This window comes from Staphylococcus sp. Marseille-Q1834, from assembly GCF_916858875.1.
Taxonomy (GTDB): Bacteria; Bacillota; Bacilli; order Staphylococcales; family Staphylococcaceae; genus Staphylococcus; species Staphylococcus pragensis.
The window spans coordinates 530,566-551,897 of record NZ_CAKASN010000002.1 but is presented as its reverse complement, the minus strand read 5'-3'; the positions used below and the strand labels follow the sequence as shown (position 1 = coordinate 551,897).

18 protein-coding genes are annotated in these 21,332 nt (G+C 32.8%); 16 read left to right on the top strand and 2 right to left on the bottom strand.

Annotated elements, in window-relative coordinates; all coding sequences use genetic code 11:
• Positions 1-20 precede the first annotated feature (20 nt).
• The 6 genes from LIX58_RS11785 to LIX58_RS11760 all read left to right on the top strand — a co-directional run bounded on the left by LIX58_RS11785 (position 21) and on the right by LIX58_RS11760 (position 5,918).
• The gene (locus tag LIX58_RS11785; protein WP_126566110.1) at positions 21-446 is read left to right on the top strand and encodes a YtxH domain-containing protein; all 426 of its coding nucleotides are present in this window, start codon (positions 21-23) and stop codon (positions 444-446) included.
• Positions 447-619: 173 nt separating this feature from the next.
• Entirely contained in the window at positions 620-2,029 is a 1,410-nt protein-coding gene (gene pepV / locus LIX58_RS11780; RefSeq protein WP_126566108.1) for a dipeptidase PepV, read from the top strand.
• 3 nt (positions 2,030-2,032) lie between these two features.
• Positions 2,033-2,881, top strand: a complete 849-nt coding sequence (gene dat / locus LIX58_RS11775; RefSeq protein WP_154838273.1) for a D-amino-acid transaminase — start codon at positions 2,033-2,035, stop codon at positions 2,879-2,881.
• 598 nt (positions 2,882-3,479) lie between these two features.
• The gene (locus LIX58_RS11770) at positions 3,480-4,271 is read left to right on the top strand and encodes a phosphotransferase family protein (RefSeq protein ID WP_126566103.1); all 792 of its coding nucleotides are present in this window, start codon (positions 3,480-3,482) and stop codon (positions 4,269-4,271) included.
• 13 nt (positions 4,272-4,284) lie between these two features.
• Positions 4,285-4,929 (top strand): tRNA (guanosine(46)-N7)-methyltransferase TrmB, encoded by a 645-nt coding sequence (trmB, locus tag LIX58_RS11765; RefSeq protein WP_126566100.1) that lies wholly within the window; start codon positions 4,285-4,287, stop codon positions 4,927-4,929.
• A 167-nt stretch (positions 4,930-5,096) separates the two neighbouring features.
• Complete coding sequence (locus tag LIX58_RS11760) at positions 5,097-5,918, top strand: YtnP family quorum-quenching lactonase (RefSeq protein ID WP_154838272.1); 822 nt, start codon at positions 5,097-5,099, stop codon at positions 5,916-5,918.
• Positions 5,919-6,048: 130 nt separating this feature from the next.
• Here LIX58_RS11760 and LIX58_RS11755 read toward each other — a convergent pair whose 3' ends face one another.
• Complete coding sequence (locus LIX58_RS11755) at positions 6,049-6,366, bottom strand: PepSY domain-containing protein (RefSeq protein WP_226386348.1); 318 nt, start codon at positions 6,364-6,366, stop codon at positions 6,049-6,051.
• Between the two features lie 85 nt (positions 6,367-6,451).
• On the opposite strand from LIX58_RS11755, the gene LIX58_RS11750 reads away from it, so the two are divergent.
• The 10 genes from LIX58_RS11750 to ccpA all read left to right on the top strand — a co-directional run bounded on the left by LIX58_RS11750 (position 6,452) and on the right by ccpA (position 20,107).
• Positions 6,452-7,525, top strand: coding sequence for a M42 family metallopeptidase (locus LIX58_RS11750; RefSeq protein WP_154838271.1), 1,074 nt, complete (start codon positions 6,452-6,454; stop codon positions 7,523-7,525).
• Positions 7,488-7,853, top strand: coding sequence for a thioredoxin family protein (locus LIX58_RS11745; RefSeq protein ID WP_371869264.1), 366 nt, complete (start codon positions 7,488-7,490; stop codon positions 7,851-7,853). The genes LIX58_RS11750 and LIX58_RS11745 overlap by 38 nt, the downstream gene beginning before the upstream one ends.
• A gap of 135 nt (positions 7,854-7,988) precedes the next feature.
• The gene (locus LIX58_RS11740; protein ID WP_126566090.1) at positions 7,989-8,849 is read left to right on the top strand and encodes a DUF1444 domain-containing protein; all 861 of its coding nucleotides are present in this window, start codon (positions 7,989-7,991) and stop codon (positions 8,847-8,849) included.
• A 12-nt stretch (positions 8,850-8,861) separates the two neighbouring features.
• Complete coding sequence (gene ytpR / locus LIX58_RS11735) at positions 8,862-9,458, top strand: YtpR family tRNA-binding protein (RefSeq protein ID WP_154838270.1); 597 nt, start codon at positions 8,862-8,864, stop codon at positions 9,456-9,458.
• A gap of 20 nt (positions 9,459-9,478) precedes the next feature.
• The gene (locus tag LIX58_RS11730) at positions 9,479-13,393 is read left to right on the top strand and encodes a DNA translocase FtsK (RefSeq protein ID WP_154838269.1); all 3,915 of its coding nucleotides are present in this window, start codon (positions 9,479-9,481) and stop codon (positions 13,391-13,393) included.
• 21 nt (positions 13,394-13,414) lie between these two features.
• Positions 13,415-14,728: a UDP-N-acetylmuramate--L-alanine ligase gene (gene murC / locus LIX58_RS11725; RefSeq protein ID WP_126566083.1), complete on the top strand. Its 1,314-nt coding sequence runs from the start codon at positions 13,415-13,417 to the stop codon at positions 14,726-14,728.
• A 75-nt stretch (positions 14,729-14,803) separates the two neighbouring features.
• Entirely contained in the window at positions 14,804-15,319 is a 516-nt protein-coding gene (locus tag LIX58_RS11720) for a DUF948 domain-containing protein (protein ID WP_126566080.1), read from the top strand.
• A 75-nt stretch (positions 15,320-15,394) separates the two neighbouring features.
• Positions 15,395-17,455 (top strand): YtxH domain-containing protein, encoded by a 2,061-nt coding sequence (locus tag LIX58_RS11715; RefSeq protein ID WP_226386347.1) that lies wholly within the window; start codon positions 15,395-15,397, stop codon positions 17,453-17,455.
• 231 nt (positions 17,456-17,686) lie between these two features.
• A complete protein-coding gene (locus LIX58_RS11710; RefSeq protein ID WP_126567124.1) occupies positions 17,687-18,778 on the top strand; it encodes a bifunctional 3-deoxy-7-phosphoheptulonate synthase/chorismate mutase in 1,092 nt (363 codons plus the stop codon).
• A 339-nt stretch (positions 18,779-19,117) separates the two neighbouring features.
• Complete coding sequence (gene ccpA / locus LIX58_RS11705) at positions 19,118-20,107, top strand: catabolite control protein A (RefSeq protein WP_126567123.1); 990 nt, start codon at positions 19,118-19,120, stop codon at positions 20,105-20,107.
• 49 nt (positions 20,108-20,156) lie between these two features.
• Here the strand turns inward: ccpA and LIX58_RS11700 are convergent, their stop codons facing one another.
• Positions 20,157-21,311: an acetoin utilization protein AcuC gene (locus tag LIX58_RS11700; protein ID WP_154838268.1), complete on the bottom strand. Its 1,155-nt coding sequence runs from the start codon at positions 21,309-21,311 to the stop codon at positions 20,157-20,159.
• Positions 21,312-21,332: the final 21 nt, after the last annotated feature.

The window sequence follows — 21,332 nt, the reverse complement described above, 5'->3', positions numbered from 1 at the left end:
TAAAGGAGAAGGTGTTAACTATGGCTAAAAGAGCAGGTTTATTTAGAATTCTAGCTGGAGTTGGTGCTGCAACTGCAGCAGTTGTATTATCTCGTAAAGAAAGCAGAGATAGATTAAAAGAAGAATACAGTAAATATAAACAAGATCCAGAAGGTTATAAAGAAAATGCAAAAGATTTAGCTAACCAATTTGGTGCTAAAGCAAATGAAAAAATTCAAGACGTAAGAAATAATCCTCAAGACTATGCTAATCGTTTAAAAAATGATCCTAAAGCATTTCTTGAAGAAGAAAAATCTAAATTCACAGGCCAAAATTCAAATGAAGAAGATTCTTTACAAGAAGGAAAATTTGATGATGAAGGTGGCGCAACAGTAAATAATAATTTACGTGTTGTTAGTGAAGATGATTTAAAAAATAATAAAAATGCTTTAGAAGACAAAGACTAATATAATTTTTTATAAGATGTTTTAGGAGTGAAACGATGAAATCATATTGATTTGATTTCGGAGTTTCACTCCTTTTTTATTGAATTTATAAATTTTCTGACATCTTACTGTAATTTGAAGTCAGAATTATGTAAAATAATAGGTATATCTATTGAAAAGGAAGTTGATCTCGAATGTGGAAAGAAAAAGTTCAAGAATATGAAAGTCAGATTATAGATGACTTAAAAGGTCTGCTTTCAATTGAGAGTGTTAGAGATGATGCTCAAGCTTCAACAGATGCGCCAGTTGGCCCTGGCCCTAGAAAAGCGCTTGATTACATGTATGAAATTGCTAAAAGAGACGGTTTTTCTACACACGATGTAGATCACATTGCAGGACGTATTGAAGCGGGTAATGGCGACGATGTATTAGGTATATTATGTCACGTCGATGTTGTACCTGCTGGTGATGGTTGGGATTCTAATCCTTTCGATCCTGTTGTAACTGACGATGCTATCATTGCTCGTGGTACTTTAGATGATAAAGGACCGACAATCGCAGCATACTACGCAGTTAAAATTTTAAATGAAATGAATGTGGATTGGAAAAAACGTATCCATATTATCATCGGTACTGATGAAGAATCAGACTGGAAATGTACAGAAAGATACTTCCAAACTGAAGAAATGCCAACACTAGGTTTTGCGCCTGATGCAGAATTCCCTGCTATTCATGGTGAAAAAGGGATTACAACATTTGATTTAGTACAAACAAACACTGCCGATGATTCAGATGAACCAGATTACGAGTTATTATCTTTCGAATCAGGTCAACGTTATAATATGGTACCTGATTTTGCTAAAGCACGTGTCTTAGTTAAAGAGAATATGACAGACGTAGTCCAACACTTTGAACATTATTTAGACCAACATCGTTTACAAGGTGAAAGTGTTGTGGATAGTGGCGAATTAGTATTAACAGTAGAAGGTAAGGCTGTACACGGCATGGACCCTTCATTAGGTGTTAATGCAGGATTATATCTTTTAGACTTTTTATCAACGCTTAACCTTAACCAAACTGCGAAAGCGTTTGTTGAATTTAGTAATCGTTATTTACATGAATCTCACTTTGGCGAAAAAATGGGAATGAAATTCCATACTGATATTATGGGCGATGTAACTACAAATGTAGGTATCATCACTTATGATAAAGATAAAGCTGGTAGATTCGGTGTAAACTTGCGATACCCACAAGGTTTTGAATTTGAAGAAGCAATTGAACGTTTCACTAACGAAATTAAAGCACTAGGTTTTGAAGTCGAACTAGGTAAAGTTCAACAACCACATTATGTAGATAAAAATGATCCATTTGTACAAAAGCTTGTCACTGCTTACAGAAACCAAACTGGCGATATGACAGAACCTTATACAATTGGTGGAGGCACATATGCTAGAAACCTTGATAAAGGTGTAGCATTTGGCGCTATGTTCGAGGATTCAGAAGATTTAATGCATCAAAAGAATGAATATATTACTAAAAAGCAATTATTCAACGCAACAAGTATCTATTTAGAAGCAATTTATTCACTATGTGTGGAGGGATAAACTATGACAAAAGTATTTATTAACGGTGAATTTGTAAACCAAGAAGACGCTAAAGTATCATATGAAGACCGAGGCTATGTGTTTGGTGATGGTATCTATGAATATATCAGAGCTTATGATGGTAAATTATTTACAGTCGATGAACACTTTGAACGCTTTGTTAGAAGTGCTGGCGAAATTCAAATCGATTTAGGTTATTCAGTTGAAGAGCTAATTGATATTGTAAGGGAACTATTAAAGATCAATGATATTAAAAATGGTGGTATCTACATTCAAGCAACTAGAGGCGTAGCGCCACGTAATCATTCATTCCCAACGCCAGAAGTTAAACCTGTATTAATGGCTTTTGCTAAAAGTTATGACCGTCCATATGAAGACTTAGAAAGTGGTATTAATGCCGCTACAGTTGAAGATATAAGATGGTTGCGCTGTGATATCAAAAGTTTGAATTTATTAGGTAATGTTCTTGCCAAAGAATATGCTGTAAAATACAATGCCAGCGAAGCAATTCAACATAGAGGCGATACTGTCACTGAAGGTGCTTCAAGTAACGTCTATGCAATAAAAGATGGCGCGATTTACACTCATCCCGTTAATAATTACATTTTGAATGGTATTACCCGCAGAGTTATTAAATGGATCGCTGAAGATTACGATATTCCATTTAAAGAGGAAACTTTTACAGTTGATTTCTTGAAAAATGCAGACGAAGTCATTGTATCAAGTACATCAGCTGAAGTGACACCAGTCATAAAAATTGATGGCGAAACTGTTGGCGATGGTAAAGTAGGACCTGTCACTCGTAAATTACAAGAAGGGTTCAATAAGTATATTGAATCTAAAAGTAAATAGTAGATAGCTTATATTGAACCTAAATTTTGTGGAAATATGAAACAAGCCTGTTACATTTGTGACAGGCTTGTTTGAGTTCTTGGTATTGGATAACTAAATACAAATGCGTTAATATTAAACTTTGTTGAATACTAATGACATTTTTTAGCGGTAGCTTATTATAGAGTCTTTTAAACTGAATGTCTACGACCTATAAAAGTTAGAGCAGGACGATGAAATAATTTTAGTCCAACTTTAGCTTTATATTATTTACATAAAAATTATTCAGCTATTGGCCTTAAATTATGTTATAATATGACTTAAAGATTAATCGAAATTGAGCTTTAATTTAACTAGTAAAATGTATCTTTTTGTTTCTCATTTTCAGTTGAAAAAGCAAGCTAAAAATTATAAAATCATCAGTGAGTGATTAAAGAAATAGAAAGTTTATTAAACCATTTTTACATAATAAACTAAATGAATAGTTGAAAATAATAAAGTTCAAAATATAAATAAATAATCGTGAAAATACAGTTTACGATTATAATAAATTAGAATATATGGCTCTTGAAAACTATATTTCTCGAGCCATTTTCTAATTGAAAGTGAGGTGAACGAGTTGGAGCAATTTTATCAGTTAGGATGGACGCTTGATTCAGCAGGTGGTGCATCGGGCGAAGCATATATGGCTGAACAAGATGGTCAAAAATTATTCTTAAAACGTAATTCAAATCCATTTATTGCAGCCTTATCAGCAGAAGGCATTGTACCGAAATTAGTTTGGACAAAGCGTATTGAGACAGGTGAAGTCGTTACTGCACAACATTGGAAGAATGGTCGTGAATTAGAACCTTCTGAAATGTATCAAACGCGAGTAGCGGAACTATTGAAAAAAATACATGGTTCAAAGCCATTATTAAATATGCTCAAACGCATGGAAATGGAACCTATTACGCCGACAATTATGCTAAATAAAATTAATGCTTCATTATCAAGAGAAGTATTAACCCATCATGTTGTTCGTAAAGCCCTTACTTATTTAGAAGAGCACATTCCTAACTTAGATTCTCGTTTCTTCACGGTTGTTCATGGCGATGTTAATCATAATAATTGGTTATTATCTGATCGTGATGAATTATTTTTAGTAGACTGGGAAGGGGCTATGATAGCAGATCCCGCTATCGACATTGGTATGTTGCTTTACAACTACGTTCCTGAACATAAATGGTCTCAATGGTTTAAAACCTATGGAGTAGAAGAAAACATTGATTTAAATAAGCGTATGAAATGGTACACTGTGATTCAATCTATTGGTATGGTGCAATGGTATGAAGAACAGAAAAGATTCAAAGATATGAATACTTGGTTAAAATTTTTAAATGAAGTTATGAATAGTAACTTATTTATATAAGGAGATTTCTTGTATGAGAGTTCGTTATAAACCATGGGCGGAAGATTATTTAAAAGAACATCCAGATTTAGTAGATATGGATGGCGCACATGCAGGCAAAATGACTGATTGGTTTGATAAAACTCAACCTATTTACATTGAAATTGGTTCAGGTATGGGTCAATTTATTACTACATTGGCAGCAAAACATCCAGAGATTAACTTTGTGTCAATGGAACGTGAAAAAAGTGTAATGTATAAAGTGTTAGATAAAGTTAAAGAACTCGAACTCACCAATTTAAAAATGATTTGTAATGATGCAATCGAGTTGAATGAATACTTTAAAGATGGTGAAGTATCTCGCATATATCTAAATTTTTCAGATCCTTGGCCTAAGAAACGACATGCGAAAAGAAGACTCACTTATCATACTTTTTTAGCATTGTATGAACAAATTCTTAAAGATGACGGTGAAATTCATTTCAAAACAGATAATCGTGGATTGTTTGCGTTTAGTTTAGAAAGCATGTCTCAGTATGGTATGTATTTCACTAAATTGAACTTAAATCTTCATGAGGAAGATAATGAGGATAATATCCTTACTGAATATGAGAAGAAATTCTCTGATAAAGGCTCACGTATTTATCGTATGGAAGCTAAATTTCATAAAAATAAATAATACACTTAACGTATCGCGCGATTATTATAATTGTGCGATATTTTTGTGTTCAATGATTGAAATGGCGTTGAAAAGGTTAAACATATAAATAAAAATAGATGTTTAATAATGCTTTTTACAAAAGGTATAAGTATTTTATTTTCAAAAAAGAGAAGGGGAAATGAAATATGAAAATAGGGAAATTCGAAGTTAATGCTTTGAATGGTGGCACAACTAAAATGGACGGAGGCGCTATATTTGGCGTTGTACCGAAACCATTATGGTCCAAAAAGTATGATGTTAATGATAAGAATCAAGTACCTAATCTCACTTATCCTATATTAATAGAAACTGGTGATAAAAATATTCTAGTGGATACTGGAATAGGTAATGGTAAATTAAATGATAAGCAACTCAGAAATTATGCGGTTGATTATGAAAGTAAAATAGAAGAGGAACTCAAACGTCATGGGTTAAGTGTGGATGATATTGATATCGTATTAATGACGCATATGCACTTTGATCATGCTACTGGTCTAACTGACGTTGAAGGGAAGGCCATCTTCAAAAACGCACTACATTATATCCAACAGGATGAGTGGCACGAGTTTATCAGTCCAAATATTCGTAGCCAGGCCACATATTGGAAGAAAAATCGTGGCACTTATGAAGAGAATATGTTGCTATTTGATAAAGAAATCGAGGTATATCCTGGCGTTAAAATGAAGCATACCGGTGGACATAGTTATGGTCAATCCATTGTGATGATTGAAAGTGATGAAGATAAAGCTGTGCATATGTCAGACATCTTTCCAACACATGCGCATAACAATCCATTATGGGTATGTGCATATGATGATTATCCGATGCAATCTATTCGTGAAAAAGAGAGATTAGTTCCTTACTTTATAAGAAATGATTATTGGTTTTTATATTATCATGATAATAAATATTTCGCTGTAAAATATGAAAATGATGGAAAAACAATAAAAGAGAAAATTGAAAGATAAAATAGAGTAAAAGATGGGATATCAGAAGGTTAAATAAGAAGTATTAAATCAATGCTCGTATAAAAATTAAGTAGCATAGACCTCTCTATATAAAGGGGAACTATGCTACTTATTTTATATATGCAGTTATCTACAACTCTTCGATAGTTAATATTTCACCAGTGTAAGCATCTGCATAGAATATATATTCTATAATTTTATTGTGCTTATCTTGAGTGATTCCGCCTTGATAAATTAAACGATTAGGATACTTATCATTGTCTACATATGCCTCATGAAGAATGCAGGAGCCTCTTATATTCATGAAATAAGATTTAGCTTCGTCTAACACTTTATTTGGCTGTTTGACTTTTTTATTGTCAAGAAGATAATAAAATAAAATTGCTGTAGAAACGCCAACTGTTAGTACTACAGGAATTGTGATGAATTTAATTGTTTGACGTGTCATAACCTCTTACCTCTCTTAATGAATTCGTATCATTAGTTTACCATATTCAAAATGATATAATACATTTGAGGAGCGTGTTATTTAAATGCAAAACGACAAAACATTGAAAAGAATTCAAACATTAACTGAACTGCATGGCGCGCCAGGCTTTGAAGACAACGTGCGTGCATATATGAAACAAGAAATGAAATCATATGTAGATGAATTTATAACTAATCATATGGGTGGTTTCTATGGCGTAAAGAAATCTAAAAAAGAAAATGCTAAACGTGTGATGATTGCTGCTCACATGGATGAGATTGGCTTTATGATTACGAATATTACTTCTAATGGAATGATTCAATTTACAAATCTTGGGGGCGTGGTAAATGATATATGGCAAGGTCAACGCTTACAAGTTAAAAATAGAGATGGCGAACACGTTATTGGGGTAGTTTCAAACATCCCAAAACATTTTAGAACAGGTAACGAAGCGGTGCCTGAGATTAAAGATTTAATGTTAGATATTGGTTCAGAAAGTGCAGAGGAAGTACGTGAGCGTGGAATTGAAATAGGGGACACGATTGTACCTTATACTCCTTTCACTCAATTATCAGAGCATCGATTTAGTGCGAAAGCATGGGATAATCGATATGGTTGTGTCATTGCTATTGAGATATTAGAATTGTTAAAAGATGTCGAGTTGGATGTTGATTTATATGTTGGTGCCAATGTCCAAGAAGAAGTAGGTTTAAGAGGAGCGAAAGCAGCGACAGAAATGATTCAACCTGATATCGCATTTGTAGTAGATTGTTCTCCGGCGAACGATATTAAAGGAGTACAACAGTTATCTGGAGAATTAGGCGGAGGTACACTCATCCGTATTAAAGATGGTACGATGATTCTTCAGCCTAACTTTAAAAACTATTTATTAGATTTAACTAAAGAACATAATATTAAGCATCAATATTATATTTCGCCAGGCGGCACTGATGGGGGAGAAATCCACAAAGCAAATCAAGGTGTGCCAACTGCTGTAATAGGCGTATGTGCAAGGTATATTCATAGCACTGATGCTGTATTTGATATTAGAGATTATTATGCGGCACGTGAATTATTGCAACACGCTATTTTAAATTTAGATGATCAAACAATTAAACAATTACAATATCAAGACTAATATTAGGAGAGATAAAATGATTAAATTAGAATCTGAACAACAATTTAATGAATTAAAACAAGAAAATACTGTATTTGAATTTACTGCAGGATGGTGTCCAGACTGTCGAGTGATTGAACCAGATTTACCAAAACTAGAAGAAAAATATAAAGATTTTAAATTCGTATCAGTAGATAGAGACGAATTTATCGATTTAGCTATTGAAAATGATATTATGGGTATTCCAAGCTTTTTAGTCTTTAAACAAGGTGAATTAGTAGGTAGCTATATTGGAAAAGAACGTAAATCAATTGAACAAATTGACGAATTTTTAAATCAGTACAAGTAATATTTTATAATAATGATTTTGTACCTCATTTTAAGTAGAAAAATAGAATTCTATTTAAGTAATACTTTGATTTCTCTGTAATTAGGTACTTATTTATTGTAAAATATTATAAGGTGCGAAATAGGAGTGTTAAAAATGAATGTCTTTCAAATGAGAGATAAAATTAAACAACGTTTAAGTAGCTTAGATGTCGATTTTAAGTTCGACCGCGAAGAAGAAACGTTACGTATTTATAGACAAGACAATCATAAAGGCGTCACAATCAAATTAAATGCGATTGTTGCCAAGTATGAAGAACAAAAAGAAAAAATAGTGGATGAAATTGTTTATTATGTCGAAGAAGCAATTGCTCAAATGAATGATGATAGTCTAAATAAAATGCAAGATATCCAAATTATGCCTGTTATTCGTTCAGCAAGTTTTGATAAAAAAACTAAAGAAGGTCATCCATTTATTATTGAAAAGCATACTGCAGAAACTAACATTTACTACGCACTGGATTTAGGTAAATCTTACCGTTTGATTGACGAAAGTATGCTTAAACAATTAGGTATAACTGAACAACAAGTTAAAGAAATGTCTTTATTTAATATTCGTAAATTACAGAATAAATATAAAACTGACGAAGTAAAAGGAAATATTTTTTATTTCGTGAATTCTAATGATGGATATGATGCAAGTCGTATTCTAAATACTAAATTTTTAGATGAGATTTATAGTCAGTGCGAAGGCGAAATGTTAGTAGCCGTTCCGCATCAAGATGTATTAATTATCGCAGATATTCGTAATAAAACAGGTTATGATGTGATGGCACATTTAACTATGGAATTTTTCACTAAAGGATTAGTTCCTATTACATCATTATCTTTTGGTTATGAAAAAGGACATTTTGAACCTATATTTATTCTAGGTAAAAATAATAAACAGAAACGCGATCCTAATGTTATTCAGCGTTTGGAAGCGAATCGTAAAAAGTTTAATAATAAAGATAAATAGAGGAGAGTTACAATGAATTTATTTTATAATAATGCAGGGGTAGGGGACGTAGCATTCCTACAAATCGAACCTACAAATGGTCCGTTCGAATATGATAAACAAAATGATATCGTTGTTATCAAAGACGGAGATAAAGTAGTTGGATTTAATATTTTTGGATTCTCTAACTACTTCAAAATTCAAGAAAATGGTCATATCAAATTAACGCCAGAATTGGTTGACGCATTGCAACAAGCAATCGATAAATCTAGTGTAGATTACAAATTAGATGCAGATTTATCACCTAAATTTGTCGTAGGATATGTTGAAACTAAAGATAAACATCCTAATGCAGATAAATTAAGTATTTTAAAAGTTAACGTAGGTAATGAAAACTTGCAAATTGTGTGTGGTGCACCAAATGTTGAAGCCGGACAAAAAGTAGTTGTTGCTAAAGTAGGTGCTGTTATGCCAAGTGGTATGGTTATTAAAGACGCTGAATTACGTGGTGTTGCTTCAAGTGGTATGGTTTGTTCCATGAAAGAATTAAACTTACCAAATGCGCCTCAAGAAAAAGGTATCATGGTACTATCTGACGATTATCAAGTCGGTCAAGCATTTTTTGATTAAAAAAGGAAGGATGTGAGTGTATGAGTTGGTTTGATGAATTATTTGGCAATGATAATAATTCGAATGAAGAATTATTAAGACGTAAAAACAAACGTCGTCAGGACTCAAAAACACAAATGAATGATGATAATGCATTACTTCCTGAAAATGATGATATTTATGACCGACCAAAAGGTAAATTTCGTTTCCCAATAGACGTTGGTAGAGATACGGATGAGGCTGAAGATGCTATTTATCAAGAGAATAGCAATGAAGATGAAACCTATCATAACGATGCTTCATACAATAACGAAGATTTATACGACTACGGTTCATATCATTATGACGACTTTAATCAAGCTTCTGAACAAACTCAAGCTTATGATAGCGCTCAAGATACGAGAAGACGTCGTAGAAGAAAATATACCAATCATGATGACACTGGTATCCCTTCAATTAAAGAAAGACCTTCACATAGACGTGAAAATGTTTCTACTCAGTCAAGTTCTAATCACGTAAATTCACAAAGAAGTAAATACTCTACTTCTCAACGAAATTCTAATGATCATGAGCGTGTGAAATTGCAATCAGAGCGTTTTAAATCAAGTTATAATACGCGTCCTCATTCTACATATCATAAGTCGAGCTTTAAAACTTCTGAAGTTCCTTCTGCTATTTTTGGTACTAAAAAACGTCGTCCTATAAGAAATGGCGTGATACCGCCTGCCAAAGATTCAGAGGATAATAAAGCAGATTCAACTAAAGATTATGCTAATACGGCAGAACGTGTTACTCATAATGAAGAAAAACCTGCAGAAACATTTTCAAAAAATAATAATATTAGTGTGTCAAAAGATGAAGATAAACATTCTTCAGTGAATGAAGTGTCTGATAATGCAATAGATAATACAGAAACTAACGAGACTCTCTCTTCAAATGAAAAAACACCTAATTATTCTCAAAGAGATAATACAATTAATATTGAAAATATCTATGCTTCACAAATTGTTGAAGAAATTAGAAAAGAAAGAGAACGTAAAGCGCAACAAAAACGTAAGTTTAAAGAAGCTTTACAAAATAAGCGTCAGCAAACAAATAATGAAGATGATGATATTCAAAAAGCAATTGACGAAATGTATGCGCAACAAGCTAAGCAATATATAGGAGAAAGCTCACTTGACGATGAATCATTCGGTAAAAAGACAGATCAATCATCTACAACAAATGAGAATGATACAGACAATGTAATTGAAGCGACACCTCATGATATTACTCAGGCGTCTCGTGAATCACAATCAACAAATGTAAATACTGATGATATAGAGCAACAACAAGTTGAGGACTTAAATAAAGCATCACCGTATAATTATGAAGAAATTGATTTAAATCAAGTGCCGAGCGTTCAACAAGTGAAAGATGAAGATGTGAAGGTTGAAAATGCTCAAGAAGATAAAAAGCAATTTGAATCAGAAGATTCTTCAGTACAACACTTAGATGACACTACTCAACTAATTTCTGATCAAGAATCAACATTAGTTGATAAAGATAGTGAAGGACAAATTGAGGATGTTTCAAATGAACACACCAAGGTTCATGACAATAACGAAGATGATGCACCTTATAATTCAAGTGAAAGTGATGAGACGACTATAGATGAAGCGAATTATCGCGAACTTGATAAAGCTCAAGATGGCTCTTATAAAGCGCAAGAGGAAGATAATTCAGCTGAAGAATCATCAAACAGTACTTTATCTCAAGATGATTCGACCATGAATGAAAATCAATCAAATTCATCTCAAACTCAACATGAAACTAATGATTTTGTTCAAAATGCAGTAGAGTCAGAAACGGAATATGCAACAAAACCTCATGAAGATTCAGACAAAAAAGAAAATGAGATGAGAAATTCATACAATGATCATTCAGCTGACAATTCTCAAGCTAAAACACATGATTTAGAAGGAAATAATTCTTCTAATATTGATGATACTGTAACTAACAAAGCAACAACAGATGAGCATCATAACAACAATGAAAATCAGCTTGAGCAACCTAAAAAATCGCTTAAACAATCAATTAAGCCAGGTAGCAAACCATTTAATGTAGTTATGACGCCGTCTGATAAAAAGCGTATGATGGATGCATTTAAAAAGAAATCACGTAAAGTAGCAGTGCCTGAATTGAAACCAGAAACGAAAGTTAAAAAAGAAGATAATGACAACTCTTCTACACTGGTAAATAATGGCAGAAAAGTAGAAACGTCTATCTCTAATGGTAAACAAGTTGCTAACCAACAAACTAATTCTGAAGCAGATCATTCAAATCATAGTAAACTAAACCAGTCTGAGAACTCATCTAATGATACGCAGGAAGTAATTAGTGACCGTAATAACGACAACACTGCTGAAAAGTCATTATCAACAGAAATTGTTACTAAACAAGAAACTAAAGCTCCAATAGAAAGCAATTCAGTACCTTCAAATGAAGCTAGTGGTGCAACTAAAGAAGGTAATCAAGCAAACAATGCTGAAACTGAAGTGTCTAAACCTGCGATTCGAAAAGGGCCAAACATTAAATTACCAAGCTTAGATTTACTTGAGAACCCTGAAACTCATGAAATTGATGAAGCTTGGATTGAAGAGAAAAAGCAAGAGTTAAATGATGCATTCTATTATTTTAATGTGCCTGCTGAAGTTCAAAATGTTACTGAAGGTCCAAGTGTTACTCGATTTGAATTAGCAGTTGAAAAAGGGGTTAAAGTTTCAAGAATTACAGCACTGCAGGATGATATAAAAATGGCGCTAGCTGCAAAAGATATTAGAATTGAAGCGCCAATTCCTGGAACAAGTTTAGTCGGTATTGAGGTTCCTAACCAAAATCCAACTAAAGTTAACTTAAAATCCATTTTAGAAACAGATAAATTTAAAAATGCTGAATCTAAATTAACTGTAGCAATGGGTAATCGTATTAATAATGATCCATTGCTTATGGATATTGCTAAGACGCCTCATGCACTTATTGCAGGTGCGACAGGTTCTGGTAAGTCTGTTTGTATCAATAGTATCTTAATGTCATTACTCTATAAGAATCACCCTGAAGAATTAAGATTATTATTAATTGATCCAAAAATGGTTGAATTGGCTCCATACAATGATTTACCACATCTCGTGTCACCAGTTATTACAGATGTAAAAGCAGCCACTCAAAGTTTAAAATGGGCTGTAGAGGAAATGGAACGCCGTTATAAATTATTTGCGCAATACCATGTGAGAAATATTACTGCTTTCAATAAAAAAGCGTCATATGAGCAAAGAATGCCAAAAATTGTTATTGTTATTGATGAGTTAGCTGATTTAATGATGATGGCTCCACAAGAAGTTGAACAATCTATTGCAAGAATTGCTCAGAAAGCACGTGCATGTGGAATCCATATGCTTGTCGCAACTCAAAGACCATCAGTAAATGTCATTACAGGATTAATTAAAGCTAACATTCCTACACGTATCGCTTTTATGGTGTCATCAAGCGTAGATTCACGTACTATTTTAGATAGTGGTGGCGCAGAACGATTATTAGGTTATGGCGATATGCTTTACTTAGGCAGCGGTATGAATAAACCTATACGTGTACAAGGTACATTTGTGTCAGATGATGAAATCGATGAAGTCGTTGATTTTATTAAAGCGCAAAGAGAGCCAAATTATTTATTTGAAGAAAAAGAATTACTGAAAAAGAATCAAACACAAGCTCAAGATGAACTATTTGATGATGTATGTGAATTTATGGTTAAAGAAGGACATATTTCTACTTCTTCAATTCAAAGACATTTTCAAATTGGATACAATCGTGCAGCTAGAATCGTAGACCAATTAGAACAGTTAAATTATATTTCTGGCGCTAATGGTTCTAAACCAAGAGATGTATATATAACAGAAGAAGATTTAAAGAAAGATTAATTTAAAAGGAGTTTTATGGTTATGACGCATTATCATTTTGTTGGTATTAAAGGCTCAGGAATGAGTTCTTTAGCACAAATCATGCATGATTTAGGACATGAAGTGCAAGGCTCAGATATTGAAAATTACGTATTTACAGAAGTAGCATTAAAAAATAAAGGAATTAAAATTCTTCCTTTTAGTGCTGATAATATTAAAGAAGGCATGGTAGTAATACAAGGTAATGCGTTTCCAGATACACATGAAGAAATCGTTAAAGCCCATGATTTAAAATTAGATGTTATTAAATATCATGACTTTTTAGGTCAAGTGATTAGTCAATATACATCTGTAGCTGTAACTGGAGCACACGGTAAAACATCTACTACAGGTTTATTGTCTCATGTTATGAATGGTGACAAAAAGACATCATTCTTAATTGGTGATGGTACTGGTATGGGATTACCGGCAAGTGATTATTTTGCATTTGAAGCATGTGAATACCGTCGCCACTTCTTAAGTTATCACCCGGATTATGCTATTATGACTAATATTGATTTTGATCATCCAGACTATTTTAAAGATATAGATGATGTAGCTGATGCTTTCCAAAACATGGCACATAATGTCAAAAAAGCCATTATTGCTTGGGGAGACGATGAACATTTAAGAAAATTAGAAGCGGATGTTCCAATTTATTATTATGGTTTAAGTAAAAACGATGACGTTTATGCAGATAATATTCAAATTACTGATAAAGGAACGCAATTTGATGTTTATATCAATGGTGAATATTATGATCAATTCTTAACGCCTCAATATGGTGACCATAACATCCAAAATGCACTCTCAGTTATCACTATTAGTTATTTAGAAAAAATGAACGTAAATAATATTAAAGAGGCTTTAGAAACATTTGGTGGTGTAAAACGTCGCTTTAATGAAACAAATGTTGCTAAACAAGTATTAGTAGACGATTATGCTCACCATCCTAGAGAAATTAGTGCTACAATTGAAACAGCACGAAAAAAATATCCTAACAAAGAAATCGTAGCAGTATTTCAGCCTCACACATTTTCTAGAACACAAGCTTTCTTAAATGAATTCGCTGAATCCTTAAGCAAAGCTGATCATGTATTTTTATGTGAAATATTTGGTTCTATTCGAGAAAATACTGGAGAATTAACTATCCAAGATTTAATAAACCGTATTGACGGATCTGCATTAATCGATGAAAATAATATTGACGTATTAAAAGAATTTAAAGATGCAGTTATTTTATTCATGGGCGCAGGGGACATTCAAAAACTTCAACGCGCTTATGAAGAAAAAATTGGCATTACAAATGAATTTTAATATGTTTATATATAATTATGTTGGGTATTAATAATTAATGACTTTTATTTTAAAAGTAATTAGGAGGCGTTTTTAATGGATTGGATTTTACCAATTGCTGGAATTATCGCTGCAATTGCATTCTTACTTTTATGTATTGGAATCTTTGTAGTTTTAATCTCAGTTAAAAAGAATTTAGATCATGTGGCTAAAACACTAGATGGTGTTGAAGGTCAAGTTCAAGGTATCACTCGTGAATCAACTGACTTACTTCACAAAGCAAATCGCTTAACTGAAGATATTCAAGGTAAAGTTGAACGTTTAAACTCTGTTGTTGATGGCGTAAAAGGCATTGGCGATTCAGTTCAAACTTTAAATAGTTCAGTTGATCGTGTAACTAACTCAATTACACATAACATTTCTCAAAATGAAGATAAAATTTCTCAAGTAGTTCAATGGTCAAATGTGGCAATGGAAATTGCTGACAAATGGCAAAATAGACACTACCGCAGAGGAAGTGCAAACTACAGAACAAATTCTGTAGCTGATGATGCAAAATATGCAAATCATTCAAACCAAAATTACACTACAAACGTTGAGAAAAACTTTTAATTAATATGATTCAATCAAATGCACTTAAATGAGGTTTGTACTTGTTTAAGTGCATTTCTTATAGGAGGAATTAGCATGAGTAAGAAATATAATCGCGATGCGTTTGAAAAACATAACTCAGGCAATGACTTACATGGTCAAGGTGCTAACCAACAAACTGATGCAGCGCAAACAAATGCGACAAAACATTACGATAGAGACGCATTTGAAACAAACAACACAGGCAATGACTTACATGGCCAAGGTGCTAACCAACAAAGTGATGTAGCGCAAACAAATGCGACAAAACATTATGATAGAGACGCATTCGAGACAAACAACACCGGCAATGATTTACATGGTCAAGGTGCTAACCAACAAAGTGATGTAGCACAAACAAATGCGACAAAACATTACGATAGAGATGCATTCGAGACAAACAACACTGGTAATGACTTACATGGTCAAGGCGCTAACCAACAAAATGATGCAGCGCAAACAAATGCGACAAAACATTACGATAGAGATGCATTTGAAACAAACAATACTGGCAATGACTTACATGGCCAAGGTGCTAACCAACAAAGTGATGTAGCACAAACAAATGCGACAAAACATTACAATAGAGACGCATTTGAGACAAACAACACTGGCAATGATTTACATGGTCAAGGTGCTAACCAACAAAGTGATGTAGCACAAACAAATGCGACAAAACATTACGATAGAGATGCATTCGAGACAAACAACACTGGTAATGACTTACATGGTCAAGGCGCTAACCAACAAGATGGTTCAGCACAGACAAATGCGACAAGACATTATAATCGTGATGCGTTTGAATCTTACAATACAGGTAATGATTTACGTAACCAAGGTGCAAATCAACGTGAAAACGCACAATATACAAATGCGACAAGACATTATGATAGAGATGCATTTGAAACAAACAACACTGGTGAAGACTTGCACAATAGAGGAAGCAATCAAAATAGTCAAGTTACTACAAATTCTCGTCATCAGTATACTTACAATACTAAGAATTCAAGAAAAGACTTTGTAGTAAGCTTTATTACAGGCGCTTTAATCGGTTCTGCTATTGGCTTACTTACTAAAACAAAAGCTCAAGATAAAATTGATCAAGCTAAAGCTAAAGAGCAAGAGTTTAAAGATAACTATCATCATATTAGACGTCAAGCTGAAGAAAATATTGAAAATGTAAAACAAAAAATTGATGACTTCAAAAATAGAAAAAATTCAAATATTACTTCAGATGAGTTGAAAGCACAACAAAATGCGATAAAAGCAGAGACATCAAACAACTTAGCAGATCAGTCACCACAAGCACATGAAATTCAGGATGCTAAAGTTGAAGCTATGAATAATGACTATCATCAAAGAAATAATGAAAGTAATAGTGCAGAAGAAATTGTTGCACAACAAAATGCAATCAAAGCAGAGACGTCAAACAACTTAGCAGATCAATCACCACAAGCCCAAGAAATCCAAGAAGCGAAAGCAGAAACTAAAACAGACAAGTCACAAGAAAAAGCAAGTGCAACAGAATTAACAGCACAACAAAACGCGATTAAAGCAGAGACATCAAATAACTTAGCAGACCAATCACCACAAGCCCAAGAAATTCAAGAAGCGAAAGCAGAAGCTAAATCAGATAAATCTCAAGAAAAAGTAACTGCTAAAGAACTTGCTGCTCAACAAAGTGCTGTTAAAGCAGAGGCTGCGGAAAATAATTTAGCTAACCCTTCAGTTACAAACACACACAATACAAATAACTTATCATTAGCTAAAAGAATAGCTAAAGCTGCGAACGCTAAAAAAGATAAATTAACTAAAGATGAAAATGTTGCGAAAAAGACAGAAGAGTTATTAGCTGAAAAACCAATTGCTAAATCTAAAAGCAATAAAATTCCTATGTTAGTAACTAAAAAGTTCAATAGAGATGAAGCACATTTGAAAAATAACCAAAGTCATGTTTCAGCTAAATTTGATAAAGGTGTTATTACGCACGATACAAATGAAAATTCTAACGGTGTAAAAAAACAATCAAACAAAAAGCAAGGTAACAAAACACCTAAACAACAACAAAGAACTGAAAAAGCTAAAAGTAAAATAGATAAACGTACTTTTAATGATTAATTATTAAAGTATATTGCAAAAGAGTAATGCAAATGCAATTTGCATTGCTCTTTTTATTCTGCATTAGTAAAATAAACAACTTAAATGTTAGACAATTCACAAATTTTAGATAATTTATTTATCAATACGGTTGAACAACAGCCATCTAATTGTTAGAATACTATTTAAATACTATTATTTTATCGCTTTAAAGTAATATATAAGTAAGGAATTTTATTGAGGTGAGTAAGAATGTCAACTAAGTTAGAACAATACAGAGAAGAGATTGTTTCGATTAACTATCAGATTTTAGATTTATTATCTAAAAGAGGCGAATTAGCACAAAAAATCGGTGAGGAAAAAATTAAGCAAGGAACAAAAGTATATGACCCTCAACGTGAAAAAGAAATGATTAATCAATTGATGGACCGTAACCAAGGACCTTTCAATGATAATGTTATCAAACAGTTATTTAAAGAAATCTTTAAAGCATCAACAGATTTACAAAAATCTGAAAATGAAAAACATTTATATGTTTCACGTAAGTTAAAACCAGAGGATACTGTAGTTAAATTCGATAATGGCGGTATTATTGGTGATGGTAATAAATCTTTTGTTTTTGGTCCATGTTCAGTAGAATCTCAAGAACAAGTAGATGCAGTTGCAAAAGACTTACAAGCTAAAGGCGAGAAATTTATTAGAGGTGGCGCATTCAAACCTCGTACTTCTCCATATGACTTCCAAGGATTAGGGGTAGAAGGACTTAAAATATTAAAAAATGTCAAAGATAAATTTGGTCTCAATGTAGTAAGTGAAATTGTTAATCCTGCTGATTTTGAAATTGCTGATGAATATTTAGATGTTTTCCAAATTGGTGCACGTAATATGCAAAACTTTGAACTCTTAAAAGAAGCTGGAAAAACGAATAAACCAATCTTATTAAAACGTGGATTATCAGCTACAATTGAAGAATTTACATTTGCTGCTGAATACATTGCTTCACAAGGTAACAAAAATATTATCTTATGTGAACGTGGTATTCGCACATATGAGAAAGCAACACGTAATACACTTGATATCTCTGCAGTACCAATCTTAAAACAAGGTACTCATTTACCAGTTATGGTTGACGTTACACATAGTACTGGACGTAAAGATATCATGTTACCTACAGCAAAAGCTGCTTTAGCAGTAGGGGCAGATGGTGTTATGGCAGAAGTTCATCCTGATCCATCAGTAGCACTTAGTGATAGTGGTCAACAAATGGATTTAAATGAATTCGATAAATTCTATAATGAATTAAAACCACTTGCTGAAATGTATAATTCTAAACAACTTAAATAAAGTTAAGTTAGTAAAATAAAAAACTTTTAATCATTTAAGCTATTCATTTTACTAAGAAAAGTAAGTATTTTATAATACTATTTTCTAGTTAAAAATGAATAGCTTATTTATTATTCCTCCAGAATATAAGATATTAAATAGCGGGATATTAAATACTTTACGAAAAAAATATGTTTTGAATGAATTAATTTGACTTAAATAACTTAATTAATATTAAATTATGACATAAATGTGAATAAATAAATAATTTATTTGACACAAATAATTTTTGTGATAAACTTTGAAAATGTAATGAAAACACGTTATAATAGTAAATAAAACGCTTACAAGGAGGATGTTATGACAGTAACGATATATGATGTTGCGAGAGAAGCTCGAGTATCAATGGCGACAGTTTCACGCGTAGTAAATGGTAATCAAAATGTAAAACCTGAGACTCGTAAAAAAGTGAATGAGGTTATTAAACGTTTAAATTATAGACCAAATGCTGTTGCAAGAGGATTGGCTAGTAAACGTACGACAACTGTAGGCGTTATTATCCCAGATATCTCAAATATTTATTACTCTCAATTAGCACGTGGTATTGAAGATATTGCGATTATGTATAAATATCACTCAATTATTTCTAACTCTGATAATGATCCTGAGAAAGAGAAAGAAATTTTCAATAATTTACTAAGTAAACAAGTAGATGGCATTATTTTCTTAGGTGGAACGATTTCAGAAGAAATTAAAGATTTAATTAATCAATCTTCAGTTCCTGTTGTAGTTTCAGGTACTAATGGTAAAGATGATAACATTGCTTCAGTTAATATTGATTTTAAAGAAGCAGCGAAGGAAATTACAGAACATCTCATTGAGTCAGGAGCTAAAGAATTTGCTTTAGTTAGTGGAGATTATTCTAAAAAAGCGCAAGAAGACGTTCTTGACGGCTTAAGAGAAGCACTTGAAAAGCATGATTTAAAATTAAATGAGACTTTACAATTATCTGGCTCTGAAAGTTATAAAGATGGTATTCGCGTCTTTGATGAAATTAAGGACAATTTACCTGATGCTATTTTATCAATTAGTGATGAACAAGCAATTGGTATTTTACACAGTGCTTTAGATGCCGGTATAAATGTTCCTGAAGACCTACAAATTGTTAGCTTTAATAATACTCGTTTAGTTGAAATGGTTAGACCTAGATTATCAAGTATTATTCAACCATTATATGATATTGGTGCGGTAGGCATGCGTTTATTAACTAAGTATATGAATGAAGAAGAAATTGAAGAGCCTAATGTGGTTTTACCTCATCGAATTGAATATCGTGGTACAACGAAATAGTTGTATAGAATTGCGAGTTACAATAATGTAACTCGCATTTTTTTGAATTTTAACTATACCAGTCAATAATCCGCTGAGCGCGTTCTAAGTTTTTTTCAGAAATTGCCTTAGACCTTAACACAGGCTGATAATCTCGATAATCTTCGGTCCATTGTTTCGCTAATTTAACAGGTGAATAGCTACTCCATTTTGTTAACCATTTTTCAGGAAGGGGACCATTGCGTATAGGCTCATTTAAAAGGGCTAAAAATATATGGCTCCAAGCACGCGGCACGACTTGCCAAATGTTATAGCCACCACCTCCGAACATAATAACTTTACTATTCGTATACTCATCAGCAAATTGTTTAATAATATATGGGATTTCATATAATGTTTCTAAAGAACAGCTAAGGTGTGTTAAAGGGTCTAAATAATGAATATCGACGCCATGTACACTCAAAATAATATCTGGTTTAAAAGATTCAATTACACTCTTAACGGTAGTTCTTAGGATATTTAAATAATTATCATGTTCAGTGTAAGGTTCTAATGGTAAATTAACGGTATAGCCAAATCCTAAATCTTCGCCTCTTTCGGTATAATGTCCTGAGCCAGGAAATAGAAATTTACCGGTTTCATGAATGGAATAACACATAATTTCATTACTTGTATAGAAACTCCACTGTGTTCCATCTCCATGATGTGCATCCGTATCGATGATCATTACACGTTGATGATAATATGTAGACAAATATTGCGCTGTTACTGCTACATCATTATAAATACAAAACCCATTAGCACGCCCGGGTAAACTGTGATGCAAACCACCACCTAAATGACAGCCATTTTGTAATGTGCCCTCCATAATAGCATCCGCTAAATTGAGTGCGCCACCCACGATTCTGGCACTATGACGATGCATATGTCTAAATTGAAATGTATCTTCAGAATTTAGACCATATTTTTGAGCTTCAGTTTCACTTAGGATACCGTGCGAGGCATGTTTAATCGCTTGAATATAATCATACTGATGAACTAAAGCCAATTCTTCTTCAGTTGCAATTCTAGGGCTAATGATATGTTCTTCTGTTAAAACGTTTATGTTCTGAAGTAGTTCAGTTGTTAATTTTAACCTCATTTGGTTAAAAGGGTGGTCGTTGTTAAAACGATAGTTTAACAGTTCCTCTGAATAGACAAAGCCTGTTTTATTTGTAGGTAACATTTATGCTACACTCCTTTCACT